General features: G+C 58.6%; 15 protein-coding genes. 13 read left to right on the top strand and 2 right to left on the bottom strand.

Features of this window, described 5'->3' with window-relative positions:
• The first annotated feature begins 126 nt into the window (after positions 1-126).
• The 13 genes from DWV16_RS01275 (at position 127) to DWV16_RS01215 (ending at position 13,215) form a co-directional block, all read left to right on the top strand.
• Positions 127-1,611, top strand: a complete 1,485-nt coding sequence (locus DWV16_RS01275; RefSeq protein ID WP_118477604.1) for a carbon starvation protein A — start codon at positions 127-129, stop codon at positions 1,609-1,611.
• A 153-nt stretch (positions 1,612-1,764) separates the two neighbouring features.
• Positions 1,765-2,334, top strand: coding sequence for a hydrolase (locus DWV16_RS01270; protein WP_066457124.1), 570 nt, complete (start codon positions 1,765-1,767; stop codon positions 2,332-2,334).
• Between the two features lie 173 nt (positions 2,335-2,507).
• On the top strand, positions 2,508-2,945 hold the full coding sequence (locus DWV16_RS01265; protein ID WP_118477603.1) for a LytTR family DNA-binding domain-containing protein: 438 nt from the start codon (positions 2,508-2,510) through the stop codon (positions 2,943-2,945).
• Positions 2,946-2,958: 13 nt separating this feature from the next.
• Positions 2,959-3,384: a DUF3021 family protein gene (locus tag DWV16_RS01260; protein WP_066457128.1), complete on the top strand. Its 426-nt coding sequence runs from the start codon at positions 2,959-2,961 to the stop codon at positions 3,382-3,384.
• 93 nt (positions 3,385-3,477) lie between these two features.
• Positions 3,478-4,599, top strand: coding sequence for an exonuclease SbcCD subunit D (locus tag DWV16_RS01255; protein WP_158572750.1), 1,122 nt, complete (start codon positions 3,478-3,480; stop codon positions 4,597-4,599).
• On the top strand, positions 4,596-7,631 hold the full coding sequence (locus DWV16_RS01250; protein WP_118477601.1) for an AAA family ATPase: 3,036 nt from the start codon (positions 4,596-4,598) through the stop codon (positions 7,629-7,631). Before DWV16_RS01255 ends, DWV16_RS01250 begins: the two co-directional genes overlap by 4 nt.
• Positions 7,632-7,666: 35 nt before the next feature.
• Complete coding sequence (locus tag DWV16_RS01245) at positions 7,667-8,041, top strand: CidA/LrgA family protein (RefSeq protein ID WP_118477677.1); 375 nt, start codon at positions 7,667-7,669, stop codon at positions 8,039-8,041.
• Positions 8,034-8,717, top strand: coding sequence for an LrgB family protein (locus DWV16_RS01240; protein ID WP_118477600.1), 684 nt, complete (start codon positions 8,034-8,036; stop codon positions 8,715-8,717). Before DWV16_RS01245 ends, DWV16_RS01240 begins: the two co-directional genes overlap by 8 nt.
• Positions 8,718-8,986: 269 nt before the next feature.
• Entirely contained in the window at positions 8,987-9,940 is a 954-nt protein-coding gene (locus tag DWV16_RS01235; protein WP_118477599.1) for an L-lactate dehydrogenase, read from the top strand.
• Between the two features lie 16 nt (positions 9,941-9,956).
• Positions 9,957-10,820, top strand: a complete 864-nt coding sequence (locus DWV16_RS01230) for a YitT family protein (RefSeq protein ID WP_158572749.1) — start codon at positions 9,957-9,959, stop codon at positions 10,818-10,820.
• A gap of 74 nt (positions 10,821-10,894) precedes the next feature.
• Positions 10,895-11,293: a PaaI family thioesterase gene (locus DWV16_RS01225; RefSeq protein ID WP_066457147.1), complete on the top strand. Its 399-nt coding sequence runs from the start codon at positions 10,895-10,897 to the stop codon at positions 11,291-11,293.
• 159 nt (positions 11,294-11,452) lie between these two features.
• Positions 11,453-12,154, top strand: a complete 702-nt coding sequence (locus DWV16_RS01220) for a carbon-nitrogen hydrolase family protein (RefSeq protein ID WP_147349409.1) — start codon at positions 11,453-11,455, stop codon at positions 12,152-12,154.
• Between the two features lie 5 nt (positions 12,155-12,159).
• On the top strand, positions 12,160-13,215 hold the full coding sequence (locus tag DWV16_RS01215; protein WP_118477597.1) for a nitrilase-related carbon-nitrogen hydrolase: 1,056 nt from the start codon (positions 12,160-12,162) through the stop codon (positions 13,213-13,215).
• Between the two features lie 220 nt (positions 13,216-13,435).
• Here DWV16_RS01215 and DWV16_RS01210 read toward each other — a convergent pair whose 3' ends face one another.
• Together DWV16_RS01210 and DWV16_RS01205 are read right to left on the bottom strand one after the other, a co-directional pair.
• Positions 13,436-13,888, bottom strand: coding sequence for a nucleoside deaminase (locus tag DWV16_RS01210; RefSeq protein ID WP_118477596.1), 453 nt, complete (start codon positions 13,886-13,888; stop codon positions 13,436-13,438).
• Between the two features lie 8 nt (positions 13,889-13,896).
• Positions 13,897-14,919, bottom strand: a complete 1,023-nt coding sequence (locus DWV16_RS01205) for a CPBP family intramembrane glutamic endopeptidase (RefSeq protein WP_118477595.1) — start codon at positions 14,917-14,919, stop codon at positions 13,897-13,899.
• Positions 14,920-14,960 lie beyond the last annotated feature (41 nt).

Below are 14,960 nucleotides of genomic sequence, written 5' to 3'. Positions count from 1 at the left end.
CCGTTCGCCGGAAAATATAAACAGTTTAACCGAAAAGCGATGCGAAACGCCTTTGTTTTTTATAGAATGAGAGTGTAAAAAAGGGCCGGGAGGCGGCCCTTTTGAGAAAGAAGAGGAGGCGTTAGAATGATTACCTTTGTCCTTTGTATCGTATTGCTGATCGTGGGATTTATGACCTATGGCAAGGTCGTGGAAAAAGTGTTCGGTCCGGATGACCGCGAGACGCCTGCAGTTTCTCTGGCGGATGGCGTCGACTACGTCCCGATGGGCAACAAGCGTATTTTCCTCATCCAGCTGCTCAATATCGCGGGGCTCGGCCCGATCACCGGCGCTTTGATGGGCGCCCTGTGGGGCCCGGTCGTTTACCTCTGGATCGTGTTCGGAACCATCTTCGCGGGCGCCGTGCATGACTACATGACCGGCATGCTTTCGATGCGCAACCGCGGCGGGAGCATTTCGGAGATCGTCGGCACCTACCTTGGCGGCGGTATGAAACAGGTCATGCGCGTGTTCTCTACCTTCCTGCTGCTCATGGTCGGAACGGTTTTTGCGGTCGGTCCGTCGGCTCTGCTCGCAATGCTCACGCCGGAATCGCTCGACAAAAATTTCTGGCTTGTCGTCGTGCTGATCTATTACTTCCTGGCGACCCTCTTGCCGATCGACAAGCTCATCGGCAAGATTTACCCGTTTTTTGGCGCCTGCCTCATCATTATGGCAGTCGGCGTCGGAATGGGGCTTGTGATCTATAATATCACCGGCTTCGGCGGATTTGGCGAAACCGCGCTCACCATCCATATGCCGGAACTGTGGGACAATTTTGCAAATCTGCATCCGTCCGATATGCCGATCTGGCCGTTCATGTTCATCACGGTGGCCTGCGGCGCAATTTCCGGCTTCCATGCGACCCAGTCCCCGCTGATGGCGCGCTGCCTCAAATCCGAGAAGGGCGGTCGCAAGATTTTCTACGGCGCGATGGTTGCGGAAGGCGTCATCGCCATGGTGTGGGCAGCGGCCGGCGTCTGCGTCTACAATTCCACCGGCGGGCTGTCCGCAATGCTCAATGACCCGAATATTGGCCCGAACGGCGTGGTCTACAACACCTGTATGTCGATCCTTGGCCCGGTCGGCGGCGTGCTTGCCATGATCGGCGTCATCGCCTGCCCGATCTCTTCGGGTGATACGGCATTCCGTTCCGCGCGGCTCACCGTCGCGGACTGGTTTAAGATCGACCAGCATCCGATCAAGCAGCGTCTCGCACTTACTATCCCGGTGCTCGCGTTCGGCGCGATCGTAGGCGGCTTCGTCGATTACGCAATTGTCTGGAGGTACTTCTCCTGGTCGAACCAGACCCTGGCCATGATCGCCCTGTGGGCGGCGGCGGTCTATCTGTGGCAGCAGAAGAAGGCCTACTGGATGGCGGCCATCCCGGCGACCTTTATGTCGGCGGTCAGCGCCACCTATTTTCTCGCAGCCCCCGAATGCCTCGGGCTGATGCGGGCCGGACAGCTTGGGCTGGCCTATGGCATCGGTGCGGTGATCGCGGCAATTTTCCTCGCCATATTCCTCAAAACCACCGTACTGAGCAAAAAAGACGCCGCTGCAGCGGCATAGGATTCCCTTTCCCAATCCCATTTGATAAAAAGGAAACAGCACCGTCCATATGGACGGTGCTGTTTCCTTTTTCCGCGGCGGGCCTTTTCTTCGGGCGGGGTTTGTGCTATGATACTTTCCAGAATAAATTTCAAGAAGGGAAGGGACTCCAAAATGTCTTATCTGCCAAGCATTGCACAGGCCCAGGAACTGCTGGAACAGTATAATCAGGAACCGTTCCACCTGCGCCACGCGGCGATCGTTTCGGGCGTGATGGCCTATTTTGCAAAGGAATATGATCCGGACAACCTGATTTTCTGGACGGTCGCGGGGCTTCTGCACGACCTCGACTTCGAGCAGTTTCCCCAGGAGCACTGTATCAAGGGCCAGGAGCTGATGCGGGAGGCGGGCCTTGACGAGAAGCTCATCCGTGCCTGCGCAAGCCACGGCTGGGGAATTACGGTGGACCTGAAGCCGGAGCATATCATGGAGAAGGTCCTTTACGCGACCGACGAGCTCACCGGGCTGATCGGCGCGGTTGCGATCATGCGTCCGTCGAAAAGCGTGAGCGACCTCGAACTCAAATCGGTCAAGAAGAAATTCAAGGACAAAAAGTTTGCGGCGGGCTGTTCCCGCGACGTGATTGAAAAAGGCGCCGAGTTGCTTGGATGGGAGCTCGACGATCTTATCCAGCGCACGATCGACGCGATGCGCAGCCTCATCGGCGTGATTGATGGAATCTGAACCGAAAGCGGCAAACACCCCGGATGCTTTTGCATCCGGGGTGTTTTTGCATCTTGGAGGCGGTTTTGGGCAGGATGGTGGTGGAAAGGTTGACCGGGCGGGAAAGAACCCGTATCCTAAAGACAGAACAGATCTGTTTGATGATGATAACACCTGCTGGGAGGAGGGGATTTATGAAGATCACCATAGAGCAGGATGTGGCCTGCGCGGAACCTGAGGTGAAAATCACCTGCAGGGAAATGGACGAAGGGCTTTTGCGGATTGTCGCGGCGCTGCGGGCGCTGGATCACAAGCTTTCGGGTATTTCGGAAGGGCGTACCTTCGTCTTTGAACCGGACGAGATCTATTACTTTGAAAGCGTTGACAAACGCACCTTTCTTTACACCGCCGACCGGGTGTGCGAGACGCCGCTGCGCCTCTACGAGCTGGAGGGTAAGCTGTGCCATGGGGATTTCTTCCGCGCATCCAAGTCGGTCATTGTAAATCTGTCCCGCATCCGGATGCTCAACCCGATGCTGGGCGGCAAGATCGAGGTCGTTTTGGAAAACGGGGAACGCCTGATGGTTTCACGCCAATACGTGCCCATGCTCAAGGAGAAGCTGGGACTTTAAGGGAGGTTTTTTTGTGAGTAAACTGATAAACTGGGCGATCGCTTTTAAACCGCTGATGCTTATGTATTTTGCGGCGGGGGTGTTTATCATGATGTTCTGGGATCTCATCTGGGGGCGTGCCGGCAGCCTGCCGACCGTGCTGCTCTGGCAGATCTTTCTCGCGGCGGTGCTGCTGACCATCACGCATCTGGGCTTTTTTCCGGAGAATAAGCCGTTTTCCAGACGGGATTTTGTGCTGCATATCCTCTGTAACTATGTGATCATGGCAGCTATGGCTTTTGGCTTTGGCTGGGTTTCGGCGGCCACATTCCAAAGCGCCGTCGTTTTCACTGGGATCTTTGCGGTGTTTTATGCGGCGGCGTTCACCGGGTTTTATCTCTATTACCGGGAACTGCGCGGCCAGCTCAATGAGAAGCTCATGCAGTATAAGCAGGGTTGAATTTAAAACGGGCCGGGATATTTGTATCCCGGCCCGTTTTCCGCTATAATGAACGAAAAGCAAACAGAATCTGAAAAAAGAGGAGATTTTCGCATGCGCATCCTGCATACCTCCGACTGGCATCTGGGCATCGCATTACATGGCGTGCCGCTGCTTGAAGACCAGCGGGAGATGGTTGCCCGGCTCATCGAAACGGTGCGGGCGGAAAAAATAGACGCGGTCGTTGCCGCTGGCGACCTGTTTGACCATGCGGTTGCACGGCCGGAGACGATCGGACTTTACAACGACGCGATGGTCGCGCTCTGCCGGGACTGCCGCGTGCCGGTTCTGGTGATCGCCGGCAACCATGACGGCGCGGCGCGGCTCGCATCCTGTTCGGTACTTCTGCGGGAGGCCGGACTCTATGTCTCGGGCAGATTGACCGATCCGGTGGAGCCGGTTGTCATCGGCAGCGCGGCGTTTTTTCTGCTGCCGTACTTTAATACCGAAGAGGCGCGGTATCTCTATCCACAGGAACAGATCCGCGGCTATTCGGACGCGATGGCCGCCGTGACGAAGCGGATGCGGGACCGTTTTTTGCCGGACCGGTGCAACATTCTGGCCGCGCACTGCTTTGCTTGCGGGGCTGAGGTGTCGGAGAGCGACCGCGCCGCCGCGGTCGGCGGTGCGAGCCAGGTCGACCCGTCGGTTTTTGAAGGGTTTGATTATGTCGCGCTGGGACACCTGCACCGCGCGCAGCAGTTCGGCGCGGCCCGTTACAGCGGTTCTCCGCTTGCCTATTCCTTTTCGGAGGCGGGGCAGGAAAAGTCCTTCACCATCTTCGACACGGACGACGGTTCGGTGCGGGAAATCCCGGTCGCGCCCCGGCGGATGCTGCGGGTGCTGTCGGGAGAGTTCGACCGGGTATACGAGGCGGCGCAGCTGGACGAAAGGCGGGAAGACTATCTTAAAATCGAGTTGACCGACTGTTACGCGGGACTCGAAAAACTGGAACTGTTTCGGGAAATTTATCCAAATCTGCTGCTCTTGACCGGCAGGGCGGCACAGATGGAGGAGAATGCCGGAAGCCTTACGGTGGAGGAACTTTCGCATATGGGTCCGCGCGAGCTGGTGACCCGGTTCTGCACCGAGGTGGCTGGCGAGGCCCCGGACGAGGAACAACTCGCGTGGTTCGATGAGGCGGCGCGGGAAACCGAAGGGGAGGTGGCGCAGTGATCCCGGTTTCGATCACCTTTGAGGCGTTTGGACCGTATGTGGAAAAGCAGCAGGTCGATTTTGGGCGGTTTATGCCCGGGGGGCTGGTGCTCATCCACGGGGAGACCGGCGCTGGAAAGACGGTTATCCTGGATGCGATGACCTACGCGCTCTACGGCCGCAGCAGCGGAGGCGCGCGCGGCGACCTCGCGGCGATGCGGTGCCTGACCGCGCCGGACAGCGCGGTCACAAGGGTGGAATATATTTTCGATCTGCGCGGCCGGCGATACCGGTTTGCGCGGTCGCTGAAGGTGCGCAAAAAACGTTCCGGCGCGCTCGAATACCTGCCGGAACAGCAGGCCTGGTTCCTCGACGGAGAGGGGAACTTCGCGCCGTTTTTTGAAAATCCGCGCCTGCGGGATGTGGAGGGCAAAGCGCAGGAATTGATCGGCCTTTCCTATGAGCAGTTCTGCCAGGTTATGATCCTGCCGCAGGGCCAGTTTGAAAAACTGTTGGTCGCACGGTCGGATGAAAAGGAAGCGGTGCTCGTGAGCCTGTTCCATGCCGAACGCTGGCAGCAGATTGCGGAACGGCTCTGCGCAAAGGCGAATCTGATGCGTCAGAAGATCGACGCGGAACAGCTCTCGATGAAGGCCGCTCTGGAGGGATTTGGCTGCGCGGACACGGAGGAGCTCGCCGTCCGGCTTGCCGGTGTGGAGCGCGCGCTTGGAGAGATGCGATCGGCGCGTGAAGCGCTTGCGAAGGAGCTCTCTCTGCGGCGGGAGGCGCTTGAAAGAGCGGTACAGGCTGACCGGCTGTTTTCCGAGCAAAAAGAAAAACGGGCGGTGGTGGATACTTTTGAAAAGAACCGCCCTCTTTACGAGGAGGAAGCGCGCAAGCTTGCGCTTGCTTTGGCGGCGGCGCGGCTGATCCCGGCATGCGAGCGGCAAAATGCCTGCCGCGAGAAGGCTTGCCGGTGTGAAGCGGCGGCCGAAGAGGCGGCGCAGGAACTTGCACGGGCCCAGGCGGCGCGGGACGCCGCACAGGAAAGGCTGTCAAAGCTGGAAATTTCGCGGCCGCAAAACGAACAGGCAAAAGCGGAGCTTGCGAAACTCTCGGCGCTTCGGGAAAGTTATGAAAAGCTCGAAGGCGCAAAGACGGCGGCAAAGCAGGCGCAGGAATTTTGGGAAGCGGCGGATGGCGCCGCGCGCGAACAGCAGGCGGCGCTGGAGGAAGCCACACGCCGGCGGGACGGTCTTGCGCAGGAACGCGCGCGGCTCTTTGAAGCGTTTACAGCAAAGCTTCCGGCCCTGCGGGAGACGCTCGCCGCGCGGGAACGCGCGCGGGAATTTTTGGAGCGGCGCGCCGCGCAGATGGAACAGCTTGCGCGGGATGAGGCGGAAAGCGCGGCCCTTCAGGCACAGAGGGACGCTTGCCAATGTGCGCTTGAGCAGGCAGAGGCGGAATATGCCGCCTGCAGCCGCCGCTATTTGGACGACGCGGCTGGCCGGCTTGCACAGTCGCTTGGGGAGGGCGCGCCCTGCCCGGTCTGCGGCAGCCCGCACCATCCGGCGCCGCACCGGTCAGCGGAAAACGGGCCTTCCCGGGCCGCGCTCGAAAAATTCGGGGAGCGGGTGCAGGCGGCGCGCCGGGCACTTGCGGATTGTGAGGCACGCTTTGCTGGGACGGCCGCGCGCCTTTCCCAGCAAAGGGAAGCCCTCTTTGTGCTCGGCAGGGAGATGGAAAAGCTGCCGCCGTATGATCCAAAAGAACACGCCGCCGCGCGGCAGGAACTGGAAAATGCGTTGGAACAGGACGCGGAACGCGCGGCGCTTTCCCAAAAGCTGCAAATGGCGGAGGAAGCGCTCGCGAAACTGGCAGAGCGGTCGGAGCCGCTGCGGCAGGCATTGACGCAGGCCGTCCAGCAGAAAGAACGGACGGCGGCACAGTACCAGGCGCTTTTGTCCCAGCGGGACGCGGCGGCCGGGGATCTTCCCGGGCTGTGCGGCCGGATTGAGACGCTTTCGAAAAACATTGCGGAATTCGACCAATTTTATGAGCGGGCTGGACATGCGCATTCGCAGGCCGCACAGGAGCTGGCGCGCGCAGAGGAAGCCGCCCGGCATCTGCGCGCGCAGGCCGGCGAGACGCTGAAGGAACAGAAAGCGGAACAGGAACGCCTGCGGGAGATGCTCGAAAACGAGGGATTTTCCGACGTGCGGGAGGTCTATGAGGCGGCGATCCCGGAACCGCAGCGGCAGGCGCGCGAAACACATCTGCGGCGGGAGCGGATGCAGTGGGAAGCGGCGCAGGGCCGCCTGCGGGAGCTCGCGGGACAACTCGATGGACAGGAGCCCCCCGATCTCGCGGCAATGCGGCGAGATCTGAAATCGCGGGAAACGGAAAAGGAAACGCTTGATTTTAAATGGGGCGAACAGCAGCAGGAATGCGAACGGATCGCTGGGACGCTCGCCACGCTTGAAAAACGCGGCAAGGCGCTTGTCGAAAAACGCGCGGTCTATGACCGGCTTTCCGGGTTTGGCAAGCTTCTGCGCGGGGACAGCGGGGTAAGCCTGCGGCGGTATGTGTTGGGCGTGATGCTTTCGTCGATCACCGCCGAGGCCAACCGGCTGCTCAAAAACGTGCACGGCGGCCGCTATCAGCTTTACCGAACGCTCGAAGGGAGCGGCCGCTCCCGCAAGGCGGGGCTCGACCTGGAGGTGCTTGATGCGCATGCGGGCAAGCGCCGTCCAGTGGCGGGGCTTTCCGGCGGGGAGAAATTTTTGGTTTCGCTGTCCCTTGCGCTGGGGCTGTCCGCTGTGGTACAATCCCAGTCGGGCGGTATCCGTATGGACGCGATGTTCATCGACGAGGGGTTCGGTTCGCTCGATCCGGGTTCGATCGCGGACGCGCTCGATGTGCTTGCCTCGGTGCGCGGATCGCGCAGGTTGGTGGGAATCATCTCCCACGTGGCGGCGCTGCGGGAGAATATCGACGCCTCGATCGAGGTGGTCAAGGAACGGGCGGGGAGCCGGCTGGTGCTGCACGCCTGACCGGGATGCAATTTGAAAAGGACTGGGGAAAAAAGATGAAGATACTGACACAACTGGGAATCATTTTTGCGGTCTGCCTTGCGGGCAATGTGGTTTCGGCGCTGCTGCCGTTTCCGTTTCCCGCGAGCGTGGCCGCGATGGTGATTCTGTTTTTGCTGCTGCTCACCGGTGCGGTGAAACCCGCGCGGCTGGGGGAAAGCTCGGATTTTTTATTAAAAAATATGGCGATTCTGTTTATTCCATCTGGGGTGGGAATCCTCGAGCAATATGCGTTCGTGCGGGAACATATCCTGAAGCTTGCGGCAATCTGCCTTATCACGACGCTGCTCACCTTTGTGGTGACGGCATTCACCGTGCTGGGTGTGATCCGGCTGCAAAAACGGGGAAAGGCGGTGGAGACGGATGGCTGAAATCCTTTCGAGCCCGCTTTGCGGCATCGCATTGTGCATCTTCACTTTTAAAATCGGGCTTTGGGTCAACCGCAGGCTGAAAACCCCGCTCGCCAATCCGCTGCTCATCGCAATCTCGCTGGTAATCCTGCTCATTGGCCTGACGCCGCTCTCCTACGAGCAGTTCAGCGCGGGCGGTTCGGTCATTTCGATGCTGCTGCCGCCCGCGACGGCGGTGCTCGCATCTTCGATCTACCGGGAGATCGAGGTGCTCAAACGCAACTTTTTGCCGATCATGGCCGGATGCCTGGCGGGGTCGCTCACCTCGATGGCCAGCGCTTATTTTCTCTGCAAATGGTTTGGGCTGGATGAAACGCTGACTGCTTCGATGCTTCCGAAATCGGTCACCACGCCGATTGCGATGGAACTTTCGGTTGCAGGCGGCGGGATCGCCGCCGTGACAGTGGCGGCGGTCATCTTCACCGGGATTATCGGGGCCTGCCTGTCCCCCATTTTGATCAAGCTGTTCAAAATAGAAAATCCGGTGGCGGCGGGCGTGGCGATCGGCACGGCCAGCCACGCGATCGGCACCTCCAAGGCGATCGAACTCGGGGAGGTTCAGGGCGCGATGAGCGGGATCGCCATCGGCGTGGCAGGGCTTCTCACGGTGGCATGGTCGCTGGTGCTGCCCTTTTGACAGAATATGGATTATACGGAAGGGAAGGCCCGCGGGCTTTCCTTTTCTTGCGTTTTGGGAAAGAGCGACAGAGATGATTCAGGATAAATCCCACATAATTTTGTATAAAACCCAGAAAGTCAGGACAACCGGGAACAGTCGACAGAAAACAGCTTTACATTGGCGAAGCGTTACATTAAAATGAAACGGACGTATGAATACGGCCCGGAGACCATTTCCCGAGGGCCCGGAAAATTTGACAGGCCAATGGCGGCCGGAAAGAGGGTACTATGGCGTTTCAGACTCGCAAGGTTGCAATCATCGGTGCCGGTCATGTGGGTTCGCATTGCGCGCTTTCGCTTATCACAATGGGCGAATGCGATGAGCTTGTCATGATCGATACGGACAAACCCAAAGCGCTCGCGCAAGCCACCGATCTGGCCGATGCCGCCGCCTATCTGCCGCACCACATCCGTGTGACGAGCGGGGATTATACAGCCTGCCGTGACGCGGATATTGTGGTGGTCTGCACGGGCCCACGCCCCAGGTCCGGACAGCCCCGCGCGGATATGCTGGCGCAGGCGGTCGGCGTGATGAAACAGATTGTCGGCCCGGTCGTCGACTCCGGTTTTGATGGGATTTTCCTTGTGCTTTCCAATCCCTGTGACGTGCTGGCGCATTATCTGCAGAAGATGAGCGGCTTTCCTGCCGGTCGGGTGCTTGCAACGGGCACGGCGCTCGATTCGGCGCGGCTGCGCAGGATTCTCTCCCGTTCGCTGATGGTCGACTCAAAATCGATCCACGCTTATGTCATGGGCGAGCACGGCGAAAGCCAGATGGTTCCCTGGTCGAACATCTCGGTGGGTGGAAAGCCGCTGCTCGAACTGATGGCGGAAAACCCGGACAGCTTTGGCCGCATCGACCTGACGGCGGTGGCGGCTCTGCCCCGCCGCTGCGGGATGACTGTTCTGGACGGCAAGGGCTGTACCGAATTCGGGGTGGGGATCACAGCAGCTGAGATTATCAAGACCATTTACCATGACGAACGCAAGATCCTGCCGGTTTCGGTGCTGCTCGAAGGGCAATATGGCCAGAAGGACGTCTATGCGGGCGTTCCCGCGATCATTGGACGAGATGGGGTCAGCGGGATCGTTGAAATCAGGATGAGCGACGCCGAACGGGCCGATTTTGCGGCTTCCTGCCAGGCCCTGCGCAATGCTTATGAGGCGGCAATGGCGTTTTAAAAACGGAGGATCAGCAATGAAGCTTTCCGGGATCGACTGGAAGATGGAGATCAAGCGGTATCTTTTCATGGTGGTGGGGTGCTTTTCCTATGCGCTGGCGCTCGACCTGTTCCTTGTGCCAAATGGGATTGTGGCGGGCGGCGTGACCGGCGCGGCGACGCTGGTGAATATCCTGACCGGTTTGGGCGTTGGTCTGGTGAGTATCCTGCTCAATCTGCCGATTTTGCTTTTGGGGCTGCGTTCGCAGGGGCTCGCGTTTATCCTGCGGTGCTTTCTGACCACGGCGGTGCTCGGCTTTTTTATTGATTTCCTGGCCTTCCTGCCGCCGCCCACCGATAACCCACTGATGGCGGCGCTTTACGGCGGCGTGGCGCAGGGAATCGGGATCGGGCTTTTCTGCCGCTACTATGTCTCCAGCGGCGGCACCGAGCTGCTCGCACGGGTGATGATGCCGCTCTTCCCAGGCGTTTCACTTGCCAATATCCTGGCGGTGCTCGACGGGCTGGTGGTGGTCTGCGGCAGTTTTGTGCTCGGGGACGCGGAAAACGTCCTGCGCGCGCTGATTGTCATCTTCGCTTCGGCCAAGGTCAGCGACCTGATTATCGCGGGCCTCGACTATGCGAAACTTTGTTACATCATCACCGACCACCCGGATGAGATTGCAAAGACGCTGCTCGAGAATTCGCCGCGCGGCGTGACCAAAATCGGCGGCGAGGGGATGTACACCAAGACCGAAAAAAATATCCTGATGACCGTGATCAAAAAACAGCAGATCACCCAACTGCGCAAAATCGTGCTTCAGATCGACCCTTCGGCCTTTATCATCGTGAGCGAGGCGACCGAGGTACTCGGCGAGGGATTTCAGAAGATTGCGCCGTGAGCAGATAAAAACAGGCAACCGCGCACCGGACAGCCAGCCGGCGCGCGTGTATTGCGGAAGGAAGGGGAATCCCGATGGACTGGACAGCGCCGGAGGTTTTCAATACCGGCTTCAACCGGCTGCTCGGCATCGAGCTCGTGGAATGCAGAAAGGGTGCGGCCACAGTGCGTATGCGGGTGACGGACGCCTGTAAGAACCCGGCGGGGATTGTGCATGGCGGGGCGCTGTTCTCGCTGGCGGATACAGCGGGAGCAAATGCCGCGGTCTGCTGCGGCACCCAGGTGGTCACCGTGGAAAGTGCGATTAAATATCTGCGCCCGGCCGGGGATACCCAATATCTCACGGCAAAAGCCAGGGAAGTGAAGCGCGGCAGGCAGATCAGCTTCTATGAGGTGTGCATTGACGCTGACGATGGCCGTGAAATCGCGCGGGTCAGCCTGACCTATTGCCTGTCGGGCCCCCATGCCCAATAAGTTCCAATCCCAACGCCCCGGTTGTGGGGCGTTTTTACTTGTCGGGAAGCGCTGCTTGTGGTATCATATTTTTATGATTCTTCGTGCGCGGTCGCGCATGAACTGATATAGAGGGCCGGATGACCGGCTCACGGGGAGGTGCTCGGATTGGAGCATTTTATGACTGAAATCGTCACGCCGTTTCACGCGCCCTCCGGCGACGCGAAGCTGGTTCTGTTTGCCGATGAGGAAATTCATGACGGCGGCGGAGCGGAACAGGAGGTCGGCAAATATCTCAGCCGCTGCGCCGCCTATGCCGCCGCCTGCAAGGTGCATCTGGTGAGCGGCCTGTTTGTGCACCGGGACAATCTTTGTCTCTGTCTCATCGACCCGAAAGGAAGGCCTCTCTGCCGTCAGCCCGCACTGCATCTTTCGCTGCCGCAGGAAGGCCGTTATGCCACCGGCAGCGAGGTGGCGGTAACCCATACCGAACTTGGGAATTTCTATCTCTGTGTTGACGCGGACATCTATCATCCGCAGACGGTGCGCGCCGCCGCGCTCAAAGGCGCGGATGTGGTCCTGTCGATCCAGCACCTCGACCCGGCGGAGGATACTCCCGAACGCCAGATGCGTTCGATCTGGAACGCCGCGCAGAGCAACAATCTCTATGTGGTGAACCTTTCCGCAAAGGGCGGCTCGGTGGCCTGTCCGGCGCCGATTACCCGCGCGCGGGACGGTTACCTCGTACGCCGCACCGGGGCGTTCCCGATGCGCTTCGGGCTGAATCTCACGCGGCTGGACGATGTGCGCAGCGGTTTTCAGATCATGGAGAACATCAACACCCGGTTGGTTCAGAACTATGCCGCGGAGTTGGGGAGGTGAGCGGGATGAATAAGACCTGGCTTGATATCCTGTCGTTTCTCATGTCCTTTCAGGTCACGCCGAAAAAGATCGACCGGATTCTGGAGGCGAAGGGCCGCCGGGAACAGCAGAATACCGCGTTTGTCGCACCGGAAGCGGTTCGGGTTTCGGCGGTGCAGCTTTCGGTGCGCAAATACCAGAACCTCAAAGACTATGCCGGGCAGATGTATGATCTTGCAAAAGAAGCCGCTGAAAACGGGGCACAGCTGGTTGTCTTTCCGGAATATGTGGGGCTGCTGGTGGGCACGATGCTGCCCAATTATGAAAAGATCATCGAATGGGTGCTGGATGGGGAAAACAAGGTGGGCCTTTCGGGCGTGAAGCTCGCACCGGAAAAGGTGCGGCTGCTCGCCGAAACCTTTCACCACTTCCTTTATGAAACCTATATGTATACCTTCAGCGCGATCGCGCGGCTGCTGCGGATCTATCTTGTAGCGGGCACATGCCTGTTTTATGAGGACGGCCAGCTGCGCAACCGCTGCGTGGTGTTCGGTCCGGACGGAGAACCGGCCGGCGCGCAGGAGAAGGTGAGCGCGGTGGGATTTGATAAGGCGCTTGGCGTCACACCGTGCGACGTGATCGAGACGATCCCCACACCGATGGGTGATATCAGCGTTGTAATCGGCTCGGACAACTATTATTTTGAATGTGTGAAAATTGCCCGGGCGCGCGGGGCGAAGATCATTGCGGCGCCTGACTCCCGCGAAGGGGTCACGCGGGATCTGCTGCGCTGCCGCGCGGACGAACAGAACCTTTATACGGTTTATTCCTGCCTGACCGGCACGCGGGAACATACCACCGCGCTGGCCGGAATCTTTGCGCCGGTGGGGATTACACCCGGCCGGGATGGATTTGTCGCCTGTGCCGCGGATACCGAGCCGCAGACGGTGACGGCGCGAGTAAATCTCGAGAAGCTCGAGCACGTTTTTACCGAAAGCGGGCCGAATCCGGAATTTTTGCGGGGGGATTATCTGCACAGCTACCGCTACTGTGGGACGCCGCCGCTGGGAGAAACAGAATAAGAAAAAGGCGGACGGACGCAAATGCATCCGTCCGCTTTTTTACGCAAAAAAAAACGAACCAAACGGTCCGCTTAAAAGTGAAATGACTGGAGATAAAATAAGGAGGGGGATTAACTTAGAAACGCAAAGTTTCTGAAAACAATTATAACATGGGTGGCTTTTTAAATGGTGAACAATCTATGAACAGGCACAATATATTGTATCCGAAAGACAAGATAAGTCAGTTTTTGCGCAATTTTTGGAAAAATGCGGTAAGCGCCGCCGCGCATTCCTCACGCCGTACGCCGCCTGTCACCTCCGGCTTGTGGTTGAATGGCAGAGCGGCAAAATCGCTCACCGAACCGAAGCAACCGGCTTTGGGATCGGAAGCGCCGAATATGAGCCGCCGGATGCGCGCGTTTATGATCGCGCCCGCGCACATCGGGCAGGGCTCGAGCGTCACATAGAGATCGCATTTATGCAGCCGCCAGCCGCCAAGCGCCCGGCAGGCCATGTCGATTGCTTCCAGTTCGGCGTGTGCAAGAGCATTTTTTCCAGTTTCCCGGCGGTTCATGCCTGTGCCGACCACTTCGCCGTCCCAGACGGCGACCGCGCCTACAGGCACCTCCCCGATATTGGCCGCCTCCTGCGCCAATTCAAGCGCAAGGCCCATATAATACGTGTCGTCGTGCATAATCCACCTCAAAGCCTCGAAAAGTTTAAAAAAATCACCCATGCGAAGAGCAGCAGCATCATGACAACCGGGAAGTGGGTGAAGAATTTCCCGAGCAACTGCAGATCGCGCAGCGGACAGCGGCTTTTTGGCACAGAAAGGTCTGCCCGCCGGATGCCGACCAGATACACCAGCCCAAACGCGGCAAACACCACATAAAAGAAAAACAGGGCGATCTGCAAAATGCCGGCAATGGGCGCATACAGATTCTGCGTGGCAAGGGTTATCAGGATTGCCAGCAAGTTGTTGACAAAATGGATCGCGATGCCCGTCCAGATCGAATTGGTTTTGACCACGAAATAGCCGAGCGCCAGCCCAAGCAGAAAAGCATTCGGAATCTGCACCATGTTGCGGTGCAAAAGTGAGAAGAGCAATGCTGAAACAACGATTGCAAAACGGTCTCCGTACCGCCGTAAAGAACCCAGCACAATGCCGCGCTGGGTGAATTCCTCGATCAGCGCGGGTACAGCAGTGGTGTTGACAATCATCAGCAGACCGGCAAGCGGGTCCTGCGGGAAAGAAAAAGCGATATCCATTGGGAAAAGACCGAAGATCGAGAAAAAAAGCGAGAGGACCATCGAGGAAATCACGCCGATTACAGAAAGCCCGAGCGATATCCCGGTGACGGCGGCGAGCACGGGTGGATATGGCGGGTCGCGGGGGATTTCCCAAGTGTGGTAACGCACCAGTTTTGCATAGAGCAAAAATGGAAACAAAAATGCCACAAGATAAAGCAGGGTGGTGAACAGCTCATTGATGAGATCAAGCGACACCGGCAGATTCCGGCCCCACAGCACATCGAGGATAAGCCAGGAGGCGAAAGTTTGCAGGATATAAAGCAGCAGGACGCTGAGAATCACAGTCAGCGCGAGCAGACCGCATTGCATTTTGAAAGCGGAAATGCACGCGGCTTTTTGGGCGGCGGCGCGCTGCTGCGCTTCGTCCGGGCAGCTGTTGGGATTCCCATAATTTTGCGGAACGTTTTGGTACATGGCAGTTTCCTTCTCCCAATTTATCGTAAGCCGCGGAAACG

The organism is Anaerotruncus sp. AF02-27 (genome assembly GCF_003465835.1).
Lineage (GTDB): Bacteria > Bacillota > Clostridia > Oscillospirales > Ruminococcaceae > Anaerotruncus > Anaerotruncus rubiinfantis.
This window is presented reverse-complemented; position numbering and strand designations above follow the sequence as displayed.

Excerpts from the sequence above, each read along its gene's own strand:
- DWV16_RS01275 (WP_118477604.1), top strand. The coding sequence starts at position 127 with ATGATTACCTTTGTCCTTTGTATCGTATTGCTGATCGTGGGATTTATG.
- DWV16_RS01270 (WP_066457124.1), top strand. The coding sequence starts at position 1,765 with ATGTCTTATCTGCCAAGCATTGCACAGGCCCAGGAACTGCTGGAACAG.
- DWV16_RS01265 (WP_118477603.1), top strand. The coding sequence starts at position 2,508 with ATGAAGATCACCATAGAGCAGGATGTGGCCTGCGCGGAACCTGAGGTG.
- DWV16_RS01255 (WP_158572750.1), top strand. The coding sequence starts at position 3,478 with ATGCGCATCCTGCATACCTCCGACTGGCATCTGGGCATCGCATTACAT.
- DWV16_RS01245 (WP_118477677.1), top strand. The coding sequence starts at position 7,667 with ATGAAGATACTGACACAACTGGGAATCATTTTTGCGGTCTGCCTTGCG.
- DWV16_RS01240 (WP_118477600.1), top strand. The coding sequence starts at position 8,034 with ATGGCTGAAATCCTTTCGAGCCCGCTTTGCGGCATCGCATTGTGCATC.
- DWV16_RS01235 (WP_118477599.1), top strand. The coding sequence starts at position 8,987 with ATGGCGTTTCAGACTCGCAAGGTTGCAATCATCGGTGCCGGTCATGTG.
- DWV16_RS01230 (WP_158572749.1), top strand. The coding sequence starts at position 9,957 with ATGAAGCTTTCCGGGATCGACTGGAAGATGGAGATCAAGCGGTATCTT.
- DWV16_RS01225 (WP_066457147.1), top strand. The coding sequence starts at position 10,895 with ATGGACTGGACAGCGCCGGAGGTTTTCAATACCGGCTTCAACCGGCTG.
- DWV16_RS01220 (WP_147349409.1), top strand. The coding sequence starts at position 11,453 with ATGACTGAAATCGTCACGCCGTTTCACGCGCCCTCCGGCGACGCGAAG.
- DWV16_RS01215 (WP_118477597.1), top strand. The coding sequence starts at position 12,160 with ATGAATAAGACCTGGCTTGATATCCTGTCGTTTCTCATGTCCTTTCAG.
- DWV16_RS01210 (WP_118477596.1), bottom strand. The coding sequence starts at position 13,888 with ATGCACGACGACACGTATTATATGGGCCTTGCGCTTGAATTGGCGCAG.
- DWV16_RS01205 (WP_118477595.1), bottom strand. The coding sequence starts at position 14,919 with ATGTACCAAAACGTTCCGCAAAATTATGGGAATCCCAACAGCTGCCCG.